We start from the raw sequence: 19,061 nt of genomic DNA on the forward strand, positions 1-19,061 counted from the left end.
TTGCTTCCTCTTCAGACCCAGGGGGCGTCGATGTCGGCGCTCGAATAGTTTCGGGAACTGAAGAATGCGCATTGAACTCACAGGGCTCGGTGGGTCGCGGCCAGCCGGCCGCCAGCGGCTGCTGACCTCCACCCTGCTGTCTGGCCTGGCGCTGACCGTCGCGGGGACGGCGAGCGTCGCCCATGCCCAAGCCCAGGCTCAGGCCCCCGCCGCCGACCAGACGCAGGTTGAGGAAATTGTCGTCACCGGTTCGCTGTTCCGCCGCACCGACACCGAAACCCCGTCGCCGGTCACCGTGCTGACGGCGGAAAACCTGCAGCACGCCGGCATCAGCACCGCCACGGACGCCATCCGCTCGATCTCGGCCGACGGGGCCGGCTCGATCGGCACGGGCTTCCAGAGCGGCTTCTCGGCCGGCGGATCGGCCGTCTCGCTGCGTGGCCTGGGGGTCTCCTCGACCCTGGTTCTGGTCGACGGCCTGCGCTCGACCAACTTCCCGATCAATGACGACGGTCACAACGCCTATGTCGACCTGAACTCGATCCCGTTCAGCCTGATCGACCGCATCGAAGTCCTGAAGGACGGCGCGTCGTCGTCATACGGCGCCGACGCCATCGGCGGCGTTGTGAACCTGAAGCTGAGGAAGCAGTTCGTCGGCATCAGGGGCAGCGCGGAAGCCGGCGAAAGCGATCGCGGCGACGCGGAGCACCGCCGCGCGGACATCACCCTGGGCTTCGGCGACTACGCCGCCACCGGCTGGAACGTCTATGTCAACGCCGAGTACCAAACGGACGACCGCATCAGCAATCACAGCCGCGGCTTCCCCTACAACACCCAGGACCTGAGCTCGATCGGCGGCGCGGACCTCAATACCGCCGACTCCGCTCTGACGACCCAGACGCCGAACGCCGTCGTGACCCGCGTCCGTCAGGCCGACCTGAACAATCCGCTCTCGGGCATGCTCGGCGCGCCCCTGACCTCGCAATACCAGTCGCTGAACCTGAACTGCGCCAACGGCACCTATACGGTGACCACGGGCGGCGCCCAGGGCACCGGCTGTAAGTGGGACCTGACCGACAGCTACCGCCAGATCCAGCCGTACCAGAAGCGCTACGCCTTCAACGGTCGCTTGAGCTTCCGCCTGAGCGACAATGTCGAAGGCTACGCCACCGGCAGCTATTCGAAGAGCTATGTCAGCATCAAGGGTCTGCCACAGGGTCTGCGGGCGGGCCAACCCTTCGGCGGCTCGCCGATGCTGTCCTCGCTGGTTCCCGGCATCGTCCTGCCCGTCTATGTCTGCGCGGCCGGCGTGAACTGCGCCACCGATCCGACGCGCAAGCTGAACCCCAACAACCCGTACGCCGCCGCCTTCGCCGCCGATCCGGCGAACGGCGCGGCGCGCATCTACTACCTGTTCGGCGACATCCCGGGTGGCAGCGACCGCGACAACGAAGTCATCCGTGGCACGGTCGGCTTCAACGGCTCGTTCGGCGACGACTGGAACTGGCGTGTCGAGGCCGTCGGCGCACGCGACAACCTGAGACTACAGCAGTACGGCTTCCTGAACGTCGCCAACACGCTGAACGCCATCAACACCGGCGCCTACAACTTTGTCGATCCGTCCAAGAACACCCAGGCCATTCGTGACTACGTGTCGCCGGAAAAGATCACGCCGTCGCACTCGTCGCTGATGGCGATCGACGCCTCGATCACGCACCGTCTGTTCGCCCTGCCGGGCGGCGACGCGCAGATCGCCGTGGGCGTCCAGGCCCGCAAGGAAGTCCTGGAGAACAACAACCAGAACGCCCGTCTGGACACCTGGACCCTGACGACCGCCTCGGCCTTCGGCAAGCACACCGTCAAGGCCGCCTTCTTCGAAATCGCCGCCCCGGTCATGGATACGCTCGAACTGAACGTGTCGGGTCGCTACGACGACTACTCGGAAGGCTTCAGCCACTTCTCGCCGAAGTTCGGCGCGAAGTTCACCCCGATCAAGCAACTGGCCTTCCGCGGCACCTACTCCAAGGGCTTCCGCGCGCCGACCTTCGCTGAATCGGGCCCGCGTTCGCAGTATGCGGGCTTCGTGAGCACGGTCCCGCCGGTCCCGTTCCAGAACGCCCATGGTGGCGCGGGTTCGGGCAACCCATACGCTCAGACCTACAACCTGGGTCGCGGCGTGGCCGGCAACCCGAACCTGAAGCCGGAAAAGTCGCGCAGCTTCACGCTCGGCACGATCTATGAGCCGACCCGCATGCTCAGCTTCACGCTCGACTACTACAACGTGAAGAAGTCCGACCTGATCGTTTCGGGTCCAGACATCGGCAAGGCCGTCGCGGCCTACTTCGCCGCCGGCACCCAGGACGCCGGCTGCGCCGCCGTGGCGGCCGTGGGTCAAGGCTACTCGTGCAACGCTGTCGACGGCCCCGATCCGCTGTTCCCGGCGGCTCAGCCGCGCGTCCTGATCATCAACGTCCCGTACGTGAACGCCGACTACGCGACCACCGCGGGCGTGGACTTCTCGGCCACGGCCAAGATCCCGGTCACCGACGAGATCAAGTGGACAAGCCGCTTGGAAGTCACCCACGTGATCAAGTACGACCTGCACACCCCGTCGGGCGTGCAGAAGTACGCCGGCACCCTGGGCCCCAACGACCTGTCGTCGGGCAACGGTACGGCGGACTGGCGTGGCAACTGGCAGAACACCCTGGCCTTCGGCGACAAGTACACCCTGTCGGCCACGGCCTACTATGTCGGCAAGATCAAGTCGGTCGCGGCCGACCAGCGCACCGACGTCACCTGCGCCACCGGCAACCAGTACAATACCGGCAACACGGTGATGGGCGAGAAGTTCTGCTACATCAAGAAGTTCATCAATGTCGACATGAACGGAACGGCGAAGTTGCGCGATGGCCTCACGCTCTACGCCAACGTCGGCAACGTGTTCGACAAGCGCGCCCCGATCGCGCCGGGCGCCTATGCTTCGGCCCCGAACTTCCTGACGACCTGGCACTTCGCCGGCCTGATCGGTCGTACGTTCAAGGTTGGCGTGCGCTTCGAGTACTAGCCGTCCCCTGATGCCAGTGAGGGCCGCTTCTGAACAGAGGCGGCCCTCCATGGCTCGCCGCCGCGATCGATGATGCGCCCATCTCCGAGCCCAATCAGGCGCGCCGGTCTGGAGATCCTCATGGCCGCCGATGAGAACAAGGCCGTCCTGGCCATGAAACTGCGCCTTCAGATCACCATCGATATCAGCTGCGCCGACCACAACGACGCCGCGGACCATCAACGGCGGCTCGAGCGCTTTCTGGAGGCCGTCCGGATCCACTATCCGCAGGCCGGCATGGGCCTGACCCATTCGCGTCCGCCAGACGTCGCGCCGGAGCCGCAACGCGCGCGCGGGCGCCGCGCGACGGGGGCGGTGGCCGGCTACATCGAGGTCTGAGCCCATGCCGGAACGCCGCCTCAACACGGTTCTCTCGGTGCTTGAGCTGCTGCACCGCGCCTATCCCGGCCTCTCGATGGGCGCGTTTCGAGCCTTGCTCTACATCGCCGAGAACCCTGGCCTCAGCACCAGTGAGCTGGCGGAGCTTTGCGGCGTGACGCTGGCCACCGCCTCACGCACGGTCAGGGCGCTGGCGGGGCCGGACATCCCCCACAGCTTGCCGCCCAGCCTTGGGTTGGTTCGGCTCGGGCGCGTGGGTGAAGACCGCCGCCTGGTGACGGTCGAGCTCTCGGAGGCTGGGAGATTGCTGTGCCGCCGGTTCGACCAGCTGATCGCCGATCCCAGGGTGATCCCCTCCGGGGAGACCACGCGGAGCGCATCCCGTGCTGACCGGATGGCGAGCGCGGGTCGTCGATGACCCCTATCCGAAGGTGGGATGAAAGATCGGGATGCAGGATTGGATCAAGCGGTCAATTTCCGCGCAGAACCGCTGACCCGCGCTCGACAGCGTCACGCACAGCATCCGCGGATCGGCCGGATGCGGACTCACCGACACCAGGTTCATTCCGGCGATGCCCCGGTCCGGATCTCCGGTGGACAACAGCCGGACGGTTCGCGAGGTCGTGGCTTCGCTGACGCGGCAGGCCTGCGCCAGTTCGGCGTTGTTGAGGCCCGGGTTCTCGGCGACGTAGAGCAAGGCCCGCAGCGCCATGATGGTCAGGGCTGGATGGGTGCGCCGGCTGAGTTCGAGGACGCTCAGCACGGTGTTGCGGCGACGCCTGCCCCCGGGCTCAGGCATCGCGATAGACGCCAAGCGCGCCCGTCGAGCGACGGGTGCGGCGAACCGGGCGCGCGGCGGGGGCGCCACGTGTGCGCAGGTGACGGAAGCTCAGCGCGGCTTGGGGGTAGGTCTGGCGCACCGTGGCCAGGAACGCTTCGGCCATTCGCTGGTGATCAGCGGCCTGGAGAAAATCATCCGCGCCGATATCCACGGTAATCTGAACACGCAGGTTGAGCGGCGGAACATCGCTCGTTTCGGTATCACTCATGCGAAAACCTCTTGACCTGAGATCCTGCTAACTCGCCGACAAGACGTATTTGGTGACGGCGCCGAATGGCCGCGCGGCGCCAGCCCCTCCAGCCCCCGCACGCCTGACATGGCGGGGAGCGCTTGCCTGAAAAGGTCCGACTTCAATCCGCCGTCGATATCTTTCATGGCGGTAGTCTAGCCGAAACACCGGCTGGCGCAGCCGCACCGGACGCGCCAGTGGCGGCTTTCGTCGCTCCACCGTCGGCTCACGCCGCTTGGTCGCGCGAGGCCTGAGACGGGCGTGGGAACGCGCGCGCCAAGCCCGGCCTGCATTGGGGCCGACATAGGCTCAGCTTCAGAAACACGACCTCAGTTTTCTCTGAGCTGTTGGCGCGCGGCAGGATATGATCAAGGCGCCGGCCTTCACTGCAATTGGCCCGCTCAAGGCGGACATCGAGGTTCAGCCGCTGTCCGCGATCAACGACCTGCTGGAATGGTTAGAGCAAGGCCAGGCCCCGTCGCCTGTTGTCCTTGAGTTCACTTGAAGCGAGCGCCTAGATGACACATCGAAACTGGGCGATCATCACAGCAGCGTTTGTCTTGGCGGGCGGTGACACCCTGGCCGCTGATCGTGCGGGCGCCATCCTCGCCGGCCAGCGCCTGGCTCAGAGACATTGCGGCAGCTGTCATGCGGTGGCCAAAGGCCCGAGTCCGCTCGACGACGCGCCGCCGTTCCGGGATCTGCACAAGCGCTATCGTGGCGGCGGCCTCCCTCAGCTTTTGAGAGAAGGCATGCTGCAACCGTTGCGGTTACCCGAAGAAGGGTCGCCCAGACGGCATCCGCGTATGCCAATGGCCGTCCTCGGCGACGACGAGGTCGCCGACCTCACCGCCTATCTCAAAAGCCTAGAGCCTTCGCGCGGCCGCCGCCGGGCCAAGTTATAGGCGGACGACCACCGGCTCGTGATCCGGAAGCGGCGTGTCGGCTGTGTCGCCTTGTTTGTGGCGGCCAAGCAGGGCGCGCACCATGAAGATGGCGAAGGCGACCACCCCGACCGTGAACACGATGTCCCCCGGCACTCGCATCCAGACCAGCGCTTCCATGAGGGGACTGTGGATGACCTCGGCGCTGCGGGCGTGGGCGTAGTCACGGGTGAAGCTCTGGTAGGTCTGCAGCAGCCCTTGCGGGAAGAGCGAGAGAAGCACCATCATCGCCAGGCCGATGTTGAGGCACCAGAATGACGTCTTGAGCAGCCCGTTGCTCCAGCGGGCCGGGTCCGAGAGCCCGCGCATGCAAAACAGGGTCAGGCCGATGCCGAGCATGCCGTAGACGCCGAACAGGGCGGCATGGGCATGGGTCGCGGTCGTGTTGAGCCCCTGCATGTAATAGAGCGCCAGGGGCGGATTGATGAAGAAGCCGAACAGCCCGGCGCCGACCAGATTCCACACCAGCACGCTGGTGAAGAAGGCGAAGGGCCAGCGATAGACTTCCTGCCAGCCGTGCCGGTGCTCGAACTTGAGCCGGTTGTAGGCCTCGAACCCGACGACCATCAGCGGCACGACCTCGAGCGCGGAGAACACCGAGCCCAGGGCGATCACCGCGGTCGGCGTGCCGCTGAAATAGATGTGGTGGAACATGCCCAGCACGCCGCCGCCCAGGAAGATGATCGTCGCCAGCAACACGGACGTCGCGGCCACGGACATACGCACAAGCCCCATCTTCACGAACAGGGCCGAGACGATGGCGGTCGCGAACACCTCGAAGATGCCCTCGACCCAGAGATGGACGACCCACCAGCGCCAATATTCCATGACCGAGATGTGGGTGTGCTGACCGTACAGGAGCCCGGTTCCGAACAGCAGGCCGATCGAGACCGTGGCGATGGCGACGAGGAAGACCAGCGAGCGGCCGGCCTTCTCCCGCAGCGCCGGCCAGATCCCGCGCAGCACCAGCACGACCCACAGCAGCAGGCCGATGAATAGGTAGATCTGCCAGAAGCGGCCGAGGTCGAGATATTCATACCCCTGGTGACCGAACCAGAAGTTGGCGGTTCCCGTCCCCAGGCGTCGGTTGATCGCGGCCCATTCGCCGGCGAAGGAGCCGACGACGATGACGAGCAGGCTGACGAACAGGAAATTCACGCCGAAGCGCTGGAATTTCGGCTCCTTGCCGCCGAGCAGCGGGGCGACATAGAGACCTGTCGCCAGCCAGGCCGTGGCGATCCACAGGACCGAGAGCTGGGTGTGCCAGGTGCGGGTCACCGCGTAAGGGAAATACTCGGCCATCGGCAGGCCATAGAGACCCTGCCCTTCGATGGCGTAGTGGGCGGTGACGATGCCTAGCAGCACCTGGGCGAAGAACATCGCGGTGACGACGAAGAAATACTTGGCGGTGGCGCGCATCGACGGCGTGATGGTGGCGCTGCCGAACAGGTCGCTGGTCGCGAAGCCTTCGACCGGCTCGGTGTCGCGGCGCCAGACGTCGAACTCGCGCGCATAGTACCAGACCAGGCCGCCGATGCCGGCGAGCAGCACGAAGATCGAGATGAAGGTCCACAGGAAGATCGCCCCCGTGGGCGTGTTGCCGACCAGCGGCTCATGCGGCCAGTTGCTGGTGTAGGTGATCGTCTTCCCCGGCCGCTCGGCCGCTGCGGCCCAGGAGGTCCAGAAGAAGAAGGCGCCCAGCTCGTGGGCCTCGGTCGCGGTCAGGGTCGCGTTCTGCGGCATCGCGTAGAGTTCGCGCAGATGCTGGTCGGCGGGCGTGCGATTGGTGAACAGCCCCTCGAAATGCGCCGCGGTCGCCGCGATGGCGGCCGCCCGCTGATCGCTGACGGTGATCGCCGCTGTGCTCGGATCGTAGCCGCCGGTGCGCATCTCGCGCTCGAGCAGCGCGCCGATCCGCGCCCGATCGGGCTCGGCCAACGCCTCGAAGCCCGAGTTCGCCAAACGGTCGCGCAGGGCGAGCGCCTCACGATGCAGCCAGTCCGCGCTCCAGTCCGGCGCCACATAGCCGCCGTGGCCCCAGATCGAGCCCTGTTGCATGCCGCCGGTCGATTGCCAGACCGCCTGACCGCGCTGGACCTCGGCGCCCGTGTAGACGACCTGGCCGGAGGCCGACCGCACGGCGGACGGCATGGGCGGCTTGGTGTGATAGATTTCGCCGCCGAACCACAGCAGGGCGCCGAACATGATCGCCATGCTCGCGCCGAAGATGATCCACAACCGACGAATGGAGAATTCAGAGGCGTAGTCAGACATGGCTGTCCCTCGCCCGAAAACCGTGTCGGGTGGCGCGCCAGTTGGGGTGTATCGCCGCCGGTCTCGTCGCGGGCGGGCCCAGACATCGCCCGGCCTGGCCGGACACCGGAGGCTGTAGCGCCTCCGCCTCTCACCTAGGGTAGGGCCGCGACCGGGTGGATGACAGCGATTTTTCAGTTTGGCGCGCGAGGGTCGCGCTTCGCGCGGTCCCGCGTCCCAGTCGTCCACGCGCCGGCGACGGAACGCTCCCCCTCTCCCATCATTCCTCTCTCACGAGATGAAGGAGAGACCGCGATGACTGATGTCGACAATGGCTGGGACGAGCAGGACGGCGCCGAGGCGCTGGACGAGGATGTCGTCGGCAAGGACGGCGAGCTGCGCACCTTCGAGGAACTGCCGGACGTGCTGGACGTCACCCAGGCCGAGGGCGACGCCGACGATGACGACGCCCTGATCGGCGAGGACCTCGACGACGACGAGATCGTGGAGCTCGAGCAGGACGCCGATCCAGGCGAAGGCCGCGACGTCGACGACGAGCGTCCACGGGTCTTTGACGGCGAATAGCCGCCATGGGCGCCCGGAAACTGTCGGCCTATGAGGCCAAGCGCGACTTCAAGCTCACGGCCGAGCCGTCCGGCAAGGTCGCCGTCGCCGCGTCCGAGCGGGCGCGGTTCGTCATCCAGAAGCACGACGCCACCCGCCTGCACTATGACCTGCGGCTGGAGCACGACGGCGTCTTCCTGTCGTGGGCGGTGACCAAGGGTCCCTCGCGCGATCCGCACGACAAGCGCCTGGCGGTGCATGTCGAGGACCATCCGCTGGCCTATGGCGACTTCGAGGGCACGATCCCCCAGGGCCAGTACGGCGGCGGCACGGTGATGCTGTGGGACCGCGGCTGGTGGGCGCCCGAGCCGGGCTTCGACCTGGAAAAGGGTCTCAAGAAGGGCGAGATCAAGCTGGTCTTCGCCGGCGAGCGGATGAAGGGCGGCTGGGTCCTGGTCCGGATCAACAACGACAGGATGGCCAAGGGGGCTTCGAGCAAGCGCGAGAACTGGCTGCTCATCAAGCACCGCGACGAGTTCGCGCTGGAGGATGATGCGGCCTTCCTGGAGGACACGTCCTTCTCGATCGCCTCGGGCCGGACGATGAAGCAGATCGAGGCCGGCAAGGGCAAGGCCCCCACCCCGTTCATGACCGAGGCCGCACCCGCGCCGGACGCGACCTGGAACAGCAACCGCTCGCCCGAGGCCAGCGCCGAGACGGCGGCCGAGGAAACCGGCGCGCCGAAGGGAAGCGAGAACCGCAGGACGGCGCCCAAGGCCCGCGCCAAGAGCCCGGCGCCGAAGAAGACCGCCATGCCGGACTTCGTGCCGCCCCAGCTCTGCAAGCTGGTCGACCGTCCGCCGGGCGGCGACGGCTGGGTCCACGAGATCAAGTTTGACGGCTACCGGATGCAACTGCGGATCGAGGATGGCAGGGCGGCCCTGCGCACCCGGACCGGGCTCGACTGGAGCAAGCGCTTCCCGCAACTGATCGAGGACGCCGCGGACTTCCCCGACGCCTTGATCGACGGCGAGGTCGTGGCGCTGGACGAGCACGGCTCCCCCAGTTTCGCGGGCCTGCAGGCGGCGCTCTCCGAGGAGAAGACGGACGACCTGATCTTCTTCGCGTTCGACCTGCTGCACGCCGACGGCCAGGACCTGAGCGACCTGCCGCTGTCGGATCGCAAGAACCAGCTGAAGACCCTGCTGCCGGATAGCGAGCGCATCCGCTACGTCGAGCACTTCCAGAGCGGCGGCGAGGCGGTGTTGCAATCGGCCTGCCGGATGTCGCTGGAGGGCATTGTCTCCAAGAAGCTCGACGCGCCCTATCGCTCCGGCAAGGGCGCGACCTGGACCAAGGCCAAGTGCCGGGCCGGCCACGAGGTGGTGATCGGCGGCTGGACCACGACCGGCGACGCCTTCCGTTCGCTGATTGTCGGGGTCTATCGCGAGGGCGACCTGGTCCATGTCGGGCGGGTCGGCACGGGCTATGGCCGCGACAAGATCGGCAAGCTGCTGCCGAAGCTGAAGGCCAACGCCCGCAAGACCTCGCCGTTCAGCGGCAAGGGCGCGCCGCGCGGCGGCCCGAACATCCACTGGGTAGATCCTGTGCTGGTCGCCGAAATCGAGTTCGCCGGGTTCACGGGCGATGGCTCGGTGCGCCAGGCCTCGTTCAAGGGTCTGCGCGAAGACAAGCCGGCCAGGACCGTCGAGACCGAGGCGCCCGCGCCGGTCGAGGATGTCGAATTGGCCCAGCCGAAAGCGGCCGCGCCGAAACGACCGGGCGGCAAGGCCTCGGTGATGGGCGTGGCGATTTCCAATCCCGACAAGCCGCTATGGCCGGACGCCGGCGACGGAACGCCCGGCGCGAAGCTGGATCTCGCCGAATATTTCGAGGCCGTCGGGCCCTGGATGCTGGAACACGTCAAGGCCCGCCCCTGCTCGGTGATCCGCACGCCGGACGGGATCGGCCACGAGACCTTCTTCCAGCGCCATTCGGGCAAGGGTGTTTCGGCCCTGATCGACGACGTCACCGTCAGTGGCGACCGCAAACCTTATCTGGTGTTCAACACCGTCGAGAGCCTGGTCGCCGCCGCCCAGTGGGGCGCGACCGAGCTGCATCCCTGGAACTGCCGGCCGAACGAACCGGAGGTCCCTGGCCGCCTGGTCTTCGACCTCGATCCCGCGCCGGACGTGTCGTTCGACGTCGTGGTGGAAGGCGCGCGCGAGATCCGCGACCGGCTGGAGGCGCTGGGCCTGGTTCCCTTCTGCAAGACCACCGGCGGCAAGGGGCTGCACGTGGTGACGCCGCTGAAAGGGAAAGCCGTCGACTGGCCGGCCGCCAAGGCCTTCGCCCGCGAGGTCTGCGCCCGCATGGCCGCCGACAGCCCGGACCAGTACCTGATCAGCATGGCCAAGAAGGATCGCGGCGGCCGGATCTTCCTCGACTATCTGCGCAACGACCGGATGAGCACGGCGGTCGCCCCGCTGTCGCCCAGAGCCCGGCCCGGCGCGCCGGTGTCGTGGCCGATCGCCTGGACCCAGGTGCGCAAGGGGCTGGACCCGACGAGGTTCAACATCCGGACGGTTCCGGGACTGATCAAGGACCTCGACGCCTGGGACGCCTATGCGGACAGCGAGCGGGACCTGGCGGCGGCGATCAAGAAGCTGGGCTCAACTAAAGCCAAATAATCTTGTCATCCCGGCCGAAGCGAAGCGTAGGCCGGGACCCAGGAGGTGACGAAACGCTGAGCGCGCCGCCCCTGGGTCCCGGATAGCCTCTCCGAGGCTTCCGGATGACACGAAGAAGAACCCTAGCTCGCCTTTTTCCGCGCCGGAGCCTTGTGCGCGGCCTTGGCCGGCGCCTTGCCCAGGCTGTTGCGCAGGGCCTCCATCAGGTCGACCACATTGGTGTCCTCGGGCTCGTCGGGCGCGGAGACCTTGCGACCCTTGCCCTTCTGCTTTTCCTTGATCAAGGCGCGCAGGGCGTCCTCGTAGCGGTCGTTGAACTGCTCGGGATCGAACGGGCCTTCCTTCTGCTCGATGATCTTCTGGGCGATCTGGATCATCGCGGCGTCAGGCTTCTTGTCGGGAATGGCGTCAAAATAGGAGGCCGCGTCGCGGACCTCGCGGCGGTTGCGCAGGCTCCAGGCGACCATGCCGTTGTCGCGCGGCTCGATGGCCAGCAGACGCTCGCGCTGGTGCATGACCACGCGCCCCAGCGCCACCTGCCCTTCCTTGGTCATGGCCTCGCGGATCACGCCATAGGCCTCGGCGGCCAGCTTGCCGTCCGGAACCAGGAAATAGGGATTGTCCCAAAAGAGCCGGTCGATGTCGCCGGCGGGAACGAAGCGCTCGATATCTATCGTGCGGGTGCTTTCCAGGCGGACGCTGTCGATCTCGTCCTGGGTGACGACGATGTACTCGCCCTTCTCGTACTCGTAGCCCTTGACGATATCCGAGCGCTCGATCGGTCCTAGGTCCGGGTCGGTCGGGATCATGCGGATCCGGTTGTGGGTCTTCTTGTGCAGCATGTTGAAGTGCACGTCGCCGCGCGCGTCGGTGGCGGTGTACATCGCGACGGGACAGGTCACGAGCGACAGGCGCAAGTGGCCCTGCCAGGTGGGACGGCCGGCGGCCATGGGCGTCTTCTCCAAAATCGACGGGATTCAACGGCGCGGGTCGGAAGGCCGTTCCGTCAGCCCGCCTTGCCCGCCGGCGCGCACGAAGCTTTGGCCGCCTCGAGGAAGCGGATGACCGCCAGCTCGAAGGCGCGGGCCGACCGTCCCGGCCTCAGCGGCAGGACGCCCTGCTCGTACGCCTCCAGCACCAGCGGGTGGATGTACGAGCCTCGACAGACGGCGGCGGTGTTGCCCAGCAGCCCTGCCACGGCCTTGACGCAGGTGTTGACGTTGCGCCTGGCCTCGACGGCGCTGCCCACCTTGGGATGCAGGCAAAGGCCCCGAGCGGCGGCCAGGGTGCCGGCCCAGGTGCGGAAGTCCTTGGCCGAGAAATCCTCGCCCATCGTCTCGCGGATATAGGCGTTGACGTCGGCGCTCTCGACCGAGCGCCGCTGGCCGTCCTCGTCGAGATACTGGAAGAGGCGCTGGCCCGGCACATCCTGGCAGGCCTTGACGATGCGGGCCAAACGCCGGTCACGGAAGCCGGTAGTGTGGACCTTGCCGCTCTTGCCCTTGAACTGGAACGTGCCGCCGACGCTGGAGAGCTTGGCGTGGCGATCCCGCAGGGTCGTCAGGCCGAAGCTCTTGTTCTCCCGGGCGTAGGCCTCGTTACCGACGCGGATCAGGGTCAGCTCCATCAGGCGCACCACCGCGGCGATGACCTTCTCGCGGGGCAGTCCTCGACGAACGAGATCCTTTTCGACCCGCTTCCGCAGTCGCGGCAAGGCCCGGCCGAATGCGATCATGCGCTCGAACTTCAGCCCGTCGCGGTCACGCCGCCAGGCGTCGTGATAGCGATACTGCTTGCGCCCCTTCTGGTCGCGACCGGTCGCCTGGATGTGGCCATCGGCCGAGGGGCATATCCACACGTCGGTCCAGGCCGGCGGAATGGCCAGGGCCAGGATCCGATCCAGGTCGTCGCCCTGCCCTAGCTCGCGGCCGTCCGGCGCGTGGTAGGCGAACCCGTCCTTGCCGAGCGTTCGGCGGATCCCCGGGTCGTCATCGTTCACATAGGTCAGGTCCGGCGCACGGCCGGCGGTGTCCCGCGGCATCACTCTTCCCACCCAGTTTGTCGGGAACGCGGAACGATGACGGTCCACGAAAGTTGCCGCGAAAAAACGCGGAACCGTCCGCCAAACTCGGCGTTGAGAATTTTGGTTTGGGGAGAGGCCGCGCCGACCAACAACGGCGAAGCTTCGGCGCGAAGGGCGACCACCCCGGCCAAGTGTAAATGCGCGCAGGTGGGGTGCTCGGCATGCAGGAAGTTTTGGAACGCGCGGACGCGGTTCGCGGTCTCGACGGTCATCATCTGCTCGGGGCGTTGCGAGCCTTCCGGCGGGGCGACTTCTCGGTGCGATTGCCCACCGACCTCAGCGGCCTCGATGGCGAGCTGGCCGAAGCGTTCAACGACGCGGTCGAGCTGAACGACCGGATCTCCAAGGAATTCGAACGCCTGCGCGACGTTGTCGGACGGCAGGGAAAGATCAATCAGCGCGCGCAGCTCCCGGGCGCGGTCGGCTCCTGGGCCGACAGCGTCGAGGCCGTCAACAGCCTGATCACCGACATGGTGCACCCGACCGCCGAAATGGCCCGGGTGATCGGCGCCGTGGCCAACGGCGACCTCTCCCAGACCATGGACTTCGAGAACGAGGATCGCCCCCTGCGCGGCGAATTCCTGCGGATCGGCAAGGTCGTGAACACCATGGTGGGGCAGCTGGGCTCCTTCGCCTCGGAAGTGACCCGCGTGGCCCGCGAAGTGGGTACGGAAGGCAAGCTCGGCGGTCAGGCCCAGGTGAAGGGCGTCACCGGCGCCTGGAAGGATCTCACCGACAACGTCAACCTGATGGCGGCCAACCTGACCGGCCAAGTCCGCAACATCGCCGAGGTGACCACCGCCGTCGCCAATGGCGACCTGTCGCGCAAGATCACCGTCGACGTGAAGGGCGAGATCCTGGAGCTGAAGAACACCATCAACGTCATGGTGGACCAGCTGAACTCGTTCGCCTCGGAAGTGACCCGCGTGGCGCGGGAAGTCGGTACGGAAGGCAAGCTCGGCGGTCAGGCCAACGTGAAGGGCGTGGCCGGCACGTGGAAGGAGCTGACCGACAACGTCAACCTGATGGCCGGCAATCTGACCGGCCAGGTCCGCAATATCGCCGAGGTGACCACCGCCGTGGCCCGCGGCGACCTTTCCAAGAAGATCACCGTCGACGTGCGCGGTGAAATCCTGGAGCTGAAGGACACCATCAACGTCATGGTGGACCAGCTGAACGCCTTCGCCTCGGAAGTGACCCGCGTGGCCCGCGAAGTCGGCACCGAAGGCAAGCTGGGCGGCCAGGCGCGCGTGGAAGGCGTCACCGGCGCCTGGAAGGACCTCACCGACAACGTCAACTTCATGGCCGCCAACCTGACCGGCCAGGTGCGGAACATCGCCGAGGTGACCACCGCCGTGGCCAACGGCGACCTCTCCAAGAAGATCACCGTCGACGTGAAGGGCGAGATCCTCGAACTCAAGTCGACCATCAACGTCATGGTCGATCAGCTGAACGCCTTCGCCTCGGAAGTGACCCGCGTGGCCCGCGAAGTGGGTACGGAAGGCAAGCTGGGCGGCCAGGCCAATGTCACCGGCGTCGGCGGCACGTGGAAAGAGCTGACCGACAACGTCAACCTGATGGCCGGCAACCTGACCGGCCAGGTCCGCAACATCGCCGAGGTGACCACCGCCGTCGCCATGGGCGACTTGTCCAAGAAGATCACCGTCGACGTGAAGGGCGAGATCCTGGAGCTGAAGAACACCATCAACGTCATGGTGGACCAGCTGAACTCGTTCTCGTCGGAAGTGACCCGCGTGGCCCGCGAAGTGGGCACCGAAGGCAAGCTCGGCGGTCAGGCCCAGGTGAAGGGCGTCACCGGCGCCTGGAAGGACCTCACCGACAACGTCAACTTCATGGCCGCCAACCTGACCGGCCAGGTCCGCAACATCGCCGACGTGACGACCGCCGTGGCCAACGGCGACTTGTCCAAGAAGATCACCGTCGACGTGAAGGGCGAGATCCTCGAACTGAAGTCGACCATCAACATCATGGTCGATCAGCTGAACGCCTTCGCCTCGGAAGTGACCCGCGTGGCCCGCGAAGTCGGCACCGAAGGCAAGCTGGGCGGTCAGGCCCAGGTCAAGGGCGTCGGCGGCGCCTGGAAGGAGCTGACCGACAACGTCAACCTGATGGCCGGCAACCTGACCGGCCAGGTCCGCAACATCGCCGAGGTGACCACCGCCGTCGCCATGGGCGACTTGTCCAAGAAGATCACCGTCGACGTGAAGGGCGAGATCCTGGAGCTGAAGAACACCATCAACGTCATGGTGGACCAGCTGAACTCGTTCTCGTCGGAAGTGACCCGCGTGGCGCGCGAGGTCGGCACCGAAGGCAAGCTGGGCGGTCAGGCCCAGGTGAAGGGCGTCACCGGCGCCTGGAAGGACCTCACCGACAACGTCAACTTCATGGCCGCCAACCTGACCGGCCAGGTCCGTAACATCGCCGACGTGACCACCGCCGTCGCCAAGGGCGACCTCTCCAAGAAGATCACCGTCGACGTGAAGGGCGAGATCCTGGAGCTGAAGTCGACCATCAACGTCATGGTCGATCAGCTGAACGGCTTCGCCTCGGAAGTGACCCGTCTGGCCCGCGAAGTCGGCACCGAGGGCAAGCTAGGCGGCCAAGCCCAGGTGCCCGGCGTGGCCGGCACCTGGAAGGACCTCACCGACAACGTCAACATGATGGCCGCCAACCTGACCGGCCAGGTGCGGAACATCGCCGACGTCGTGACCTCGGTCGCCCAGGGCAATCTGAAGCGCAAGCTGACCCTGGACGCCAAGGGCGAGATCGCCTCGCTGGCCGACACCATCAACGGCATGATCGAGACCCTGGCCACCTTCGCCGACCAGGTGACCAACGTGGCCCGCGAAGTGGGCTCGGAAGGCAAGCTGGGCGGCCAGGCCCGGGTGCCCGGCGCCGCCGGCCTGTGGCGCGACCTGACCGACAACGTCAACGAACTGGCCGCCAACCTGACCACCCAGGTCCGCGCCATCGCCGAGGTCTCCACCGCCGTGACCAAGGGCGACCTGACCCGCTCGATCACCGTCGAGGCCTCGGGCGAAGTCGCGGCGCTAAAGGACAACATCAACGAGATGATCCGCAATCTGAAGGATCAGACTCTGAAGAACACCGAGCAGGATTGGCTGAAGACCAACCTCGCCCGGTTCAGCCGCATGCTGCAGGGCGAGCGCGACCTTTCGACCGTGTCGAACCTGGTGCTGTCCGAGCTGGCGCCGCTGATCAACGCCCAGCACGGCGTCTTCTATGTCTCCGACACCGACGAGAACGGCCAGCCGATCCTGACCCTGGCGGCCAGCTACGCCGGCAATCGCCGCAAGCCGCCCACCGCCAAGCTGCGTCCGCGCGAGGGCCTGATCGGCCAGTGCGCGGCCGAGAAGGAACGCATCCTGCTGACCAACGTCCCCAAGGACTACGTCAAGGTCAGCTCGGGCCTCGGCGAAAGCGCCCCGCGCAGCATCATCGTCCTGCCGGCCCTGTTCGAAGGCGAGCTCAAGGCGGTGATCGAACTGGCCAGCTTCGGCGAGTTCAACGAGACCCAGCAGGCATTCCTGGACCAGCTGATGGAGTCGATCGGCATCGTGCTGTCGACCATCGCCGCCAACATGCGGACCGAGGGTCTGCTCGAACAGTCCCAGCTGCTGACCTCCGAACTGCAGGCCCAGCAGGAAGAGCTGAAGAAGACCAACGACCGCCTGGAACTGCAGGCCGCCTCGCTCCGCCAGTCGGAAGAGCTGCTGCGTTCCAAGCAGGAAGAACTGCAGCAGACCAACGCCGAGCTGGAGGACAAGGCGATCCTGCTGTCGGCCCAGAACAAGCAGGTGGAAGCCAAGAACACCGAGGTCGAACAGGCCAAGGCGGCGCTGGAGGAAAAGGCCGAGCAGCTGGCCCTGACCTCCAAGTACAAGTCCGAGTTCCTGGCCAATATGAGCCACGAGCTGCGTACGCCGCTGAATTCGCTGCTGATCCTGTCGAAGATGCTCAGCGAGAACGCGCAGGGCAATCTGAGCGAAAAGCAGGTCGAGTTCTCGCGCAACATCCACAGCGCCGGCGCCGACCTGCTGGGCCTGATCAACGACATCCTTGACCTGTCGAAGATCGAGAGCGGCACGGTGACCCTCGACATCGGCGAGATGCCGTTCGCCTCGCTGCGCGACCAGACCCAGCGCACCTTCGCCCAACTGGCGCAGGACAAGAAGCTGGACTTCCTGATCGAGATCGACCCGGCCCTGCCGCGCGCGATGTACACCGACGACAAGCGCCTGCAGCAAGTGATCAAGAACCTGCTCTCGAACGCCTTCAAGTTCACCCAGGCCGGTTCGGTGAAGCTGGGCGTGCGCCGCGCCGAGTCCGGCTGGGCGCTCGGCAACGACCACCTGAACAAGGCCGGCCAGGTGCTGGCCTTCGAGGTGGCCGACACCGGCATCGGCATCCCGGAAGACAAGCAGCGGATCATCTTCGAGGCCTTCCAACAGGCCGACGGCACCACCAGCCGCAAGTACGGCGGTACGGGCCTTGGCCTCTCGATCAGCCGCGAGATCACCCGCCTGCTGGGCGGCGAGCTGAAGGTCGTCTCCACGCCGGGCGAAGGCAGCACCTTCACCCTGTATCTGCCGCTGAATTTCAGCCCGACGGCGCAGCAGCAGCAACCCGCGCCCTACCCGCGCGCGCCCAGCGCGCCGTCGCCCACCTTCACCTTCTCGACCGCCGACGCGCCGACCTACGAGCGGGTCGAAACCGTGGCGGACGATCGGGAGTCGATCACCCCCGAGGACGCCACCGTGCTGATCGTCGAGGACGATCCGCGGTTCGCCTCGATCCTGCTGTCGCTGGCCCGCGACAGTGGCTTCAAGGGCGTCCTGACCAGCGAGGGCTCCAGCGTGCCGTCCCTGGCCCGCCGCTTCGCGCCCGAGGCCATCCTGCTGGATGTCGGCCTGCCGGACATGGACGGCCTGGCCCTGCTGGACCTTCTCAAGCGCACCCCCGAGACCCGGCATATCCCGGTCCAGGTGATCTCGGCCGACGACCGCAACGGTCTGAGCCTGTCGATGGGCGCGCTGGGCTTCACCAGCAAGCCGGTCGAGCAGGAAGCGGTCGTCTCGACCTTCGATCGCGTCCGGCGCATCGCCGAGCAGGTTGAACGCACGCCTATCCTCGTCGGCGGCGACGGCGAGACCGCCGACCTGCTGACCTCGGTGTTCGGCGCGCCCCAGGTCGAGAAGGACCTTACCGCCCTGCCTCCCGAAGCCTTCACCGGCGAACAGGGGTGTCTGATCATCGCCGTCGCCGGCGGCTCGGCCGGGGCGACCCTGGATGTGCTGCGCCAACGCGGTACGGTTTCCGGATCGACGGTGCTGTACGCGCCCGGCGACCTCGACGCCGAGGACGAGCGGCGCTTGCGCCTGGCGGTCTTCACCGGCGCGGCGCGGCTGGCGCGCAACGCCGAGCAGCTGATCGACCACGTCGCCCTGATCCAGCACGCGCCGGTCGAACGCCTGCCCGACGCCGCCCGCGCCATGCTGGCCCGGACCCGCCACGCCGACGCCGTCCTCACGGGCCGCACGGCGGTGGTCATCGACGACGACATCCGCAACATCTTCTCGCTGGCCAGCGCGCTGGAGGAGTACGGCATCGAGCTACGCTACGCCGAGAGCGGCCGCGCGGGGCTGGAGCTGCTGGACAGCCTGCCGTCGGTCGACATGGTCCTGGTCGACATCATGATGCCCGACATGGACGGCTACGAGACCATGCGCGAGATCCGCTCGCGCGGGCGCTTCGCCGACCTTCCCGTCGTGGCCGTGACCGCCAAGGCCATGAAGGGCGACCGGCAGAAGTGCATCCAGGCCGGCGCCTCGGACTATGTGTCCAAGCCCGTCGACCTGGACCAGCTCATCTCGGTCCTGCGGGTTTCGGTGCAGCGCGCCGACGCGCGCAGGCTGGCCGGCGACAACATCGTCGCTCTTTCCAGCGTGGCCCTGTCCAACGTGGCGCAGTGAC

Annotated in this window: 14 protein-coding genes; 8 read left to right on the forward strand and 6 right to left on the reverse strand. The window is 66.7% G+C overall.

What is annotated here, in order from left to right:
- Positions 1 to 64 precede the first annotated feature (64 nt).
- The 3 genes from AC1RRV_RS10405 (at position 65) to AC1RRV_RS10415 (ending at position 3,860) form a co-directional block, all read left to right on the forward strand.
- Positions 65 to 3,064: a TonB-dependent receptor domain-containing protein gene (locus AC1RRV_RS10405; RefSeq protein ID WP_492859544.1), complete on the forward strand. Its 3,000-nt coding sequence runs from the start codon at positions 65 to 67 to the stop codon at positions 3,062 to 3,064.
- 120 nt (positions 3,065 to 3,184) lie between these two features.
- Positions 3,185 to 3,442: a hypothetical protein gene (locus tag AC1RRV_RS10410; RefSeq protein WP_492859545.1), complete on the forward strand. Its 258-nt coding sequence runs from the start codon at positions 3,185 to 3,187 to the stop codon at positions 3,440 to 3,442.
- A 4-nt stretch (positions 3,443 to 3,446) separates the two neighbouring features.
- Positions 3,447 to 3,860, forward strand: a complete 414-nt coding sequence (locus AC1RRV_RS10415) for a MarR family winged helix-turn-helix transcriptional regulator (RefSeq protein ID WP_492859546.1) — start codon at positions 3,447 to 3,449, stop codon at positions 3,858 to 3,860.
- Between the two features lie 3 nt (positions 3,861 to 3,863).
- On the opposite strand, the gene AC1RRV_RS10420 is transcribed toward AC1RRV_RS10415, so the two are convergent.
- Together AC1RRV_RS10420 and AC1RRV_RS10425 are read right to left on the reverse strand one after the other, a co-directional pair.
- Positions 3,864 to 4,205, reverse strand: coding sequence for a MarR family transcriptional regulator (locus tag AC1RRV_RS10420; protein ID WP_492859547.1), 342 nt, complete (start codon positions 4,203 to 4,205; stop codon positions 3,864 to 3,866).
- A gap of 28 nt (positions 4,206 to 4,233) precedes the next feature.
- Complete coding sequence (locus AC1RRV_RS10425; RefSeq protein WP_492859548.1) at positions 4,234 to 4,491, reverse strand: hypothetical protein; 258 nt, start codon at positions 4,489 to 4,491, stop codon at positions 4,234 to 4,236.
- 385 nt (positions 4,492 to 4,876) lie between these two features.
- On the opposite strand from AC1RRV_RS10425, the gene AC1RRV_RS10430 reads away from it, so the two are divergent.
- Entirely contained in the window at positions 4,877 to 5,017 is a 141-nt protein-coding gene (locus tag AC1RRV_RS10430; protein WP_492859549.1) for a hypothetical protein, read from the forward strand.
- A 13-nt stretch (positions 5,018 to 5,030) separates the two neighbouring features.
- Positions 5,031 to 5,417 carry a c-type cytochrome gene (locus AC1RRV_RS10435; protein WP_492859550.1) on the forward strand — a complete coding sequence of 129 codons (387 nt, stop codon included), beginning with the start codon at positions 5,031 to 5,033 and terminating at the stop codon, positions 5,415 to 5,417.
- On the opposite strand, the gene AC1RRV_RS10440 is transcribed toward AC1RRV_RS10435, so the two are convergent.
- Positions 5,412 to 7,730 (reverse strand): nitric-oxide reductase large subunit, encoded by a 2,319-nt coding sequence (locus tag AC1RRV_RS10440; protein WP_492859551.1) that lies wholly within the window; start codon positions 7,728 to 7,730, stop codon positions 5,412 to 5,414. The two genes, AC1RRV_RS10435 and AC1RRV_RS10440, sit on opposite strands and share 6 nt — an antisense overlap.
- Before the next feature lie 294 nt (positions 7,731 to 8,024).
- Between AC1RRV_RS10440 and AC1RRV_RS10445 the strand changes: the two genes are divergently transcribed.
- Positions 8,025 to 8,294 carry a hypothetical protein gene (locus AC1RRV_RS10445; protein ID WP_492859552.1) on the forward strand — a complete coding sequence of 90 codons (270 nt, stop codon included), beginning with the start codon at positions 8,025 to 8,027 and terminating at the stop codon, positions 8,292 to 8,294.
- 5 nt (positions 8,295 to 8,299) lie between these two features.
- Positions 8,300 to 10,963 carry a DNA ligase D gene (ligD, locus tag AC1RRV_RS10450; protein ID WP_492859553.1) on the forward strand — a complete coding sequence of 888 codons (2,664 nt, stop codon included), beginning with the start codon at positions 8,300 to 8,302 and terminating at the stop codon, positions 10,961 to 10,963.
- 122 nt (positions 10,964 to 11,085) lie between these two features.
- Here the strand turns inward: ligD and ku are convergent, their stop codons facing one another.
- Genes ku through AC1RRV_RS10465 form a run of 3 tightly spaced genes read right to left on the reverse strand, consistent with a single transcriptional unit; the run spans position 11,086 to position 13,258 of the window.
- Positions 11,086 to 11,913 carry a non-homologous end joining protein Ku gene (gene ku / locus AC1RRV_RS10455; RefSeq protein ID WP_492859554.1) on the reverse strand — a complete coding sequence of 276 codons (828 nt, stop codon included), beginning with the start codon at positions 11,911 to 11,913 and terminating at the stop codon, positions 11,086 to 11,088.
- Between the two features lie 56 nt (positions 11,914 to 11,969).
- Entirely contained in the window at positions 11,970 to 13,004 is a 1,035-nt protein-coding gene (locus AC1RRV_RS10460; protein ID WP_492859555.1) for a DNA topoisomerase IB, read from the reverse strand.
- Entirely contained in the window at positions 13,004 to 13,258 is a 255-nt protein-coding gene (locus AC1RRV_RS10465) for a hypothetical protein (protein WP_492859556.1), read from the reverse strand. Before AC1RRV_RS10465 ends, AC1RRV_RS10460 begins: the two co-directional genes overlap by 1 nt.
- A gap of 45 nt (positions 13,259 to 13,303) precedes the next feature.
- On the opposite strand from AC1RRV_RS10465, the gene AC1RRV_RS10470 reads away from it, so the two are divergent.
- Positions 13,304 to 19,060 (forward strand): HAMP domain-containing protein, encoded by a 5,757-nt coding sequence (locus AC1RRV_RS10470; protein ID WP_492859557.1) that lies wholly within the window; start codon positions 13,304 to 13,306, stop codon positions 19,058 to 19,060.
- Position 19,061: the final 1 nt, after the last annotated feature.

Source organism: Caulobacter sp. GW821-FHT11E10, assembly GCF_058808375.1.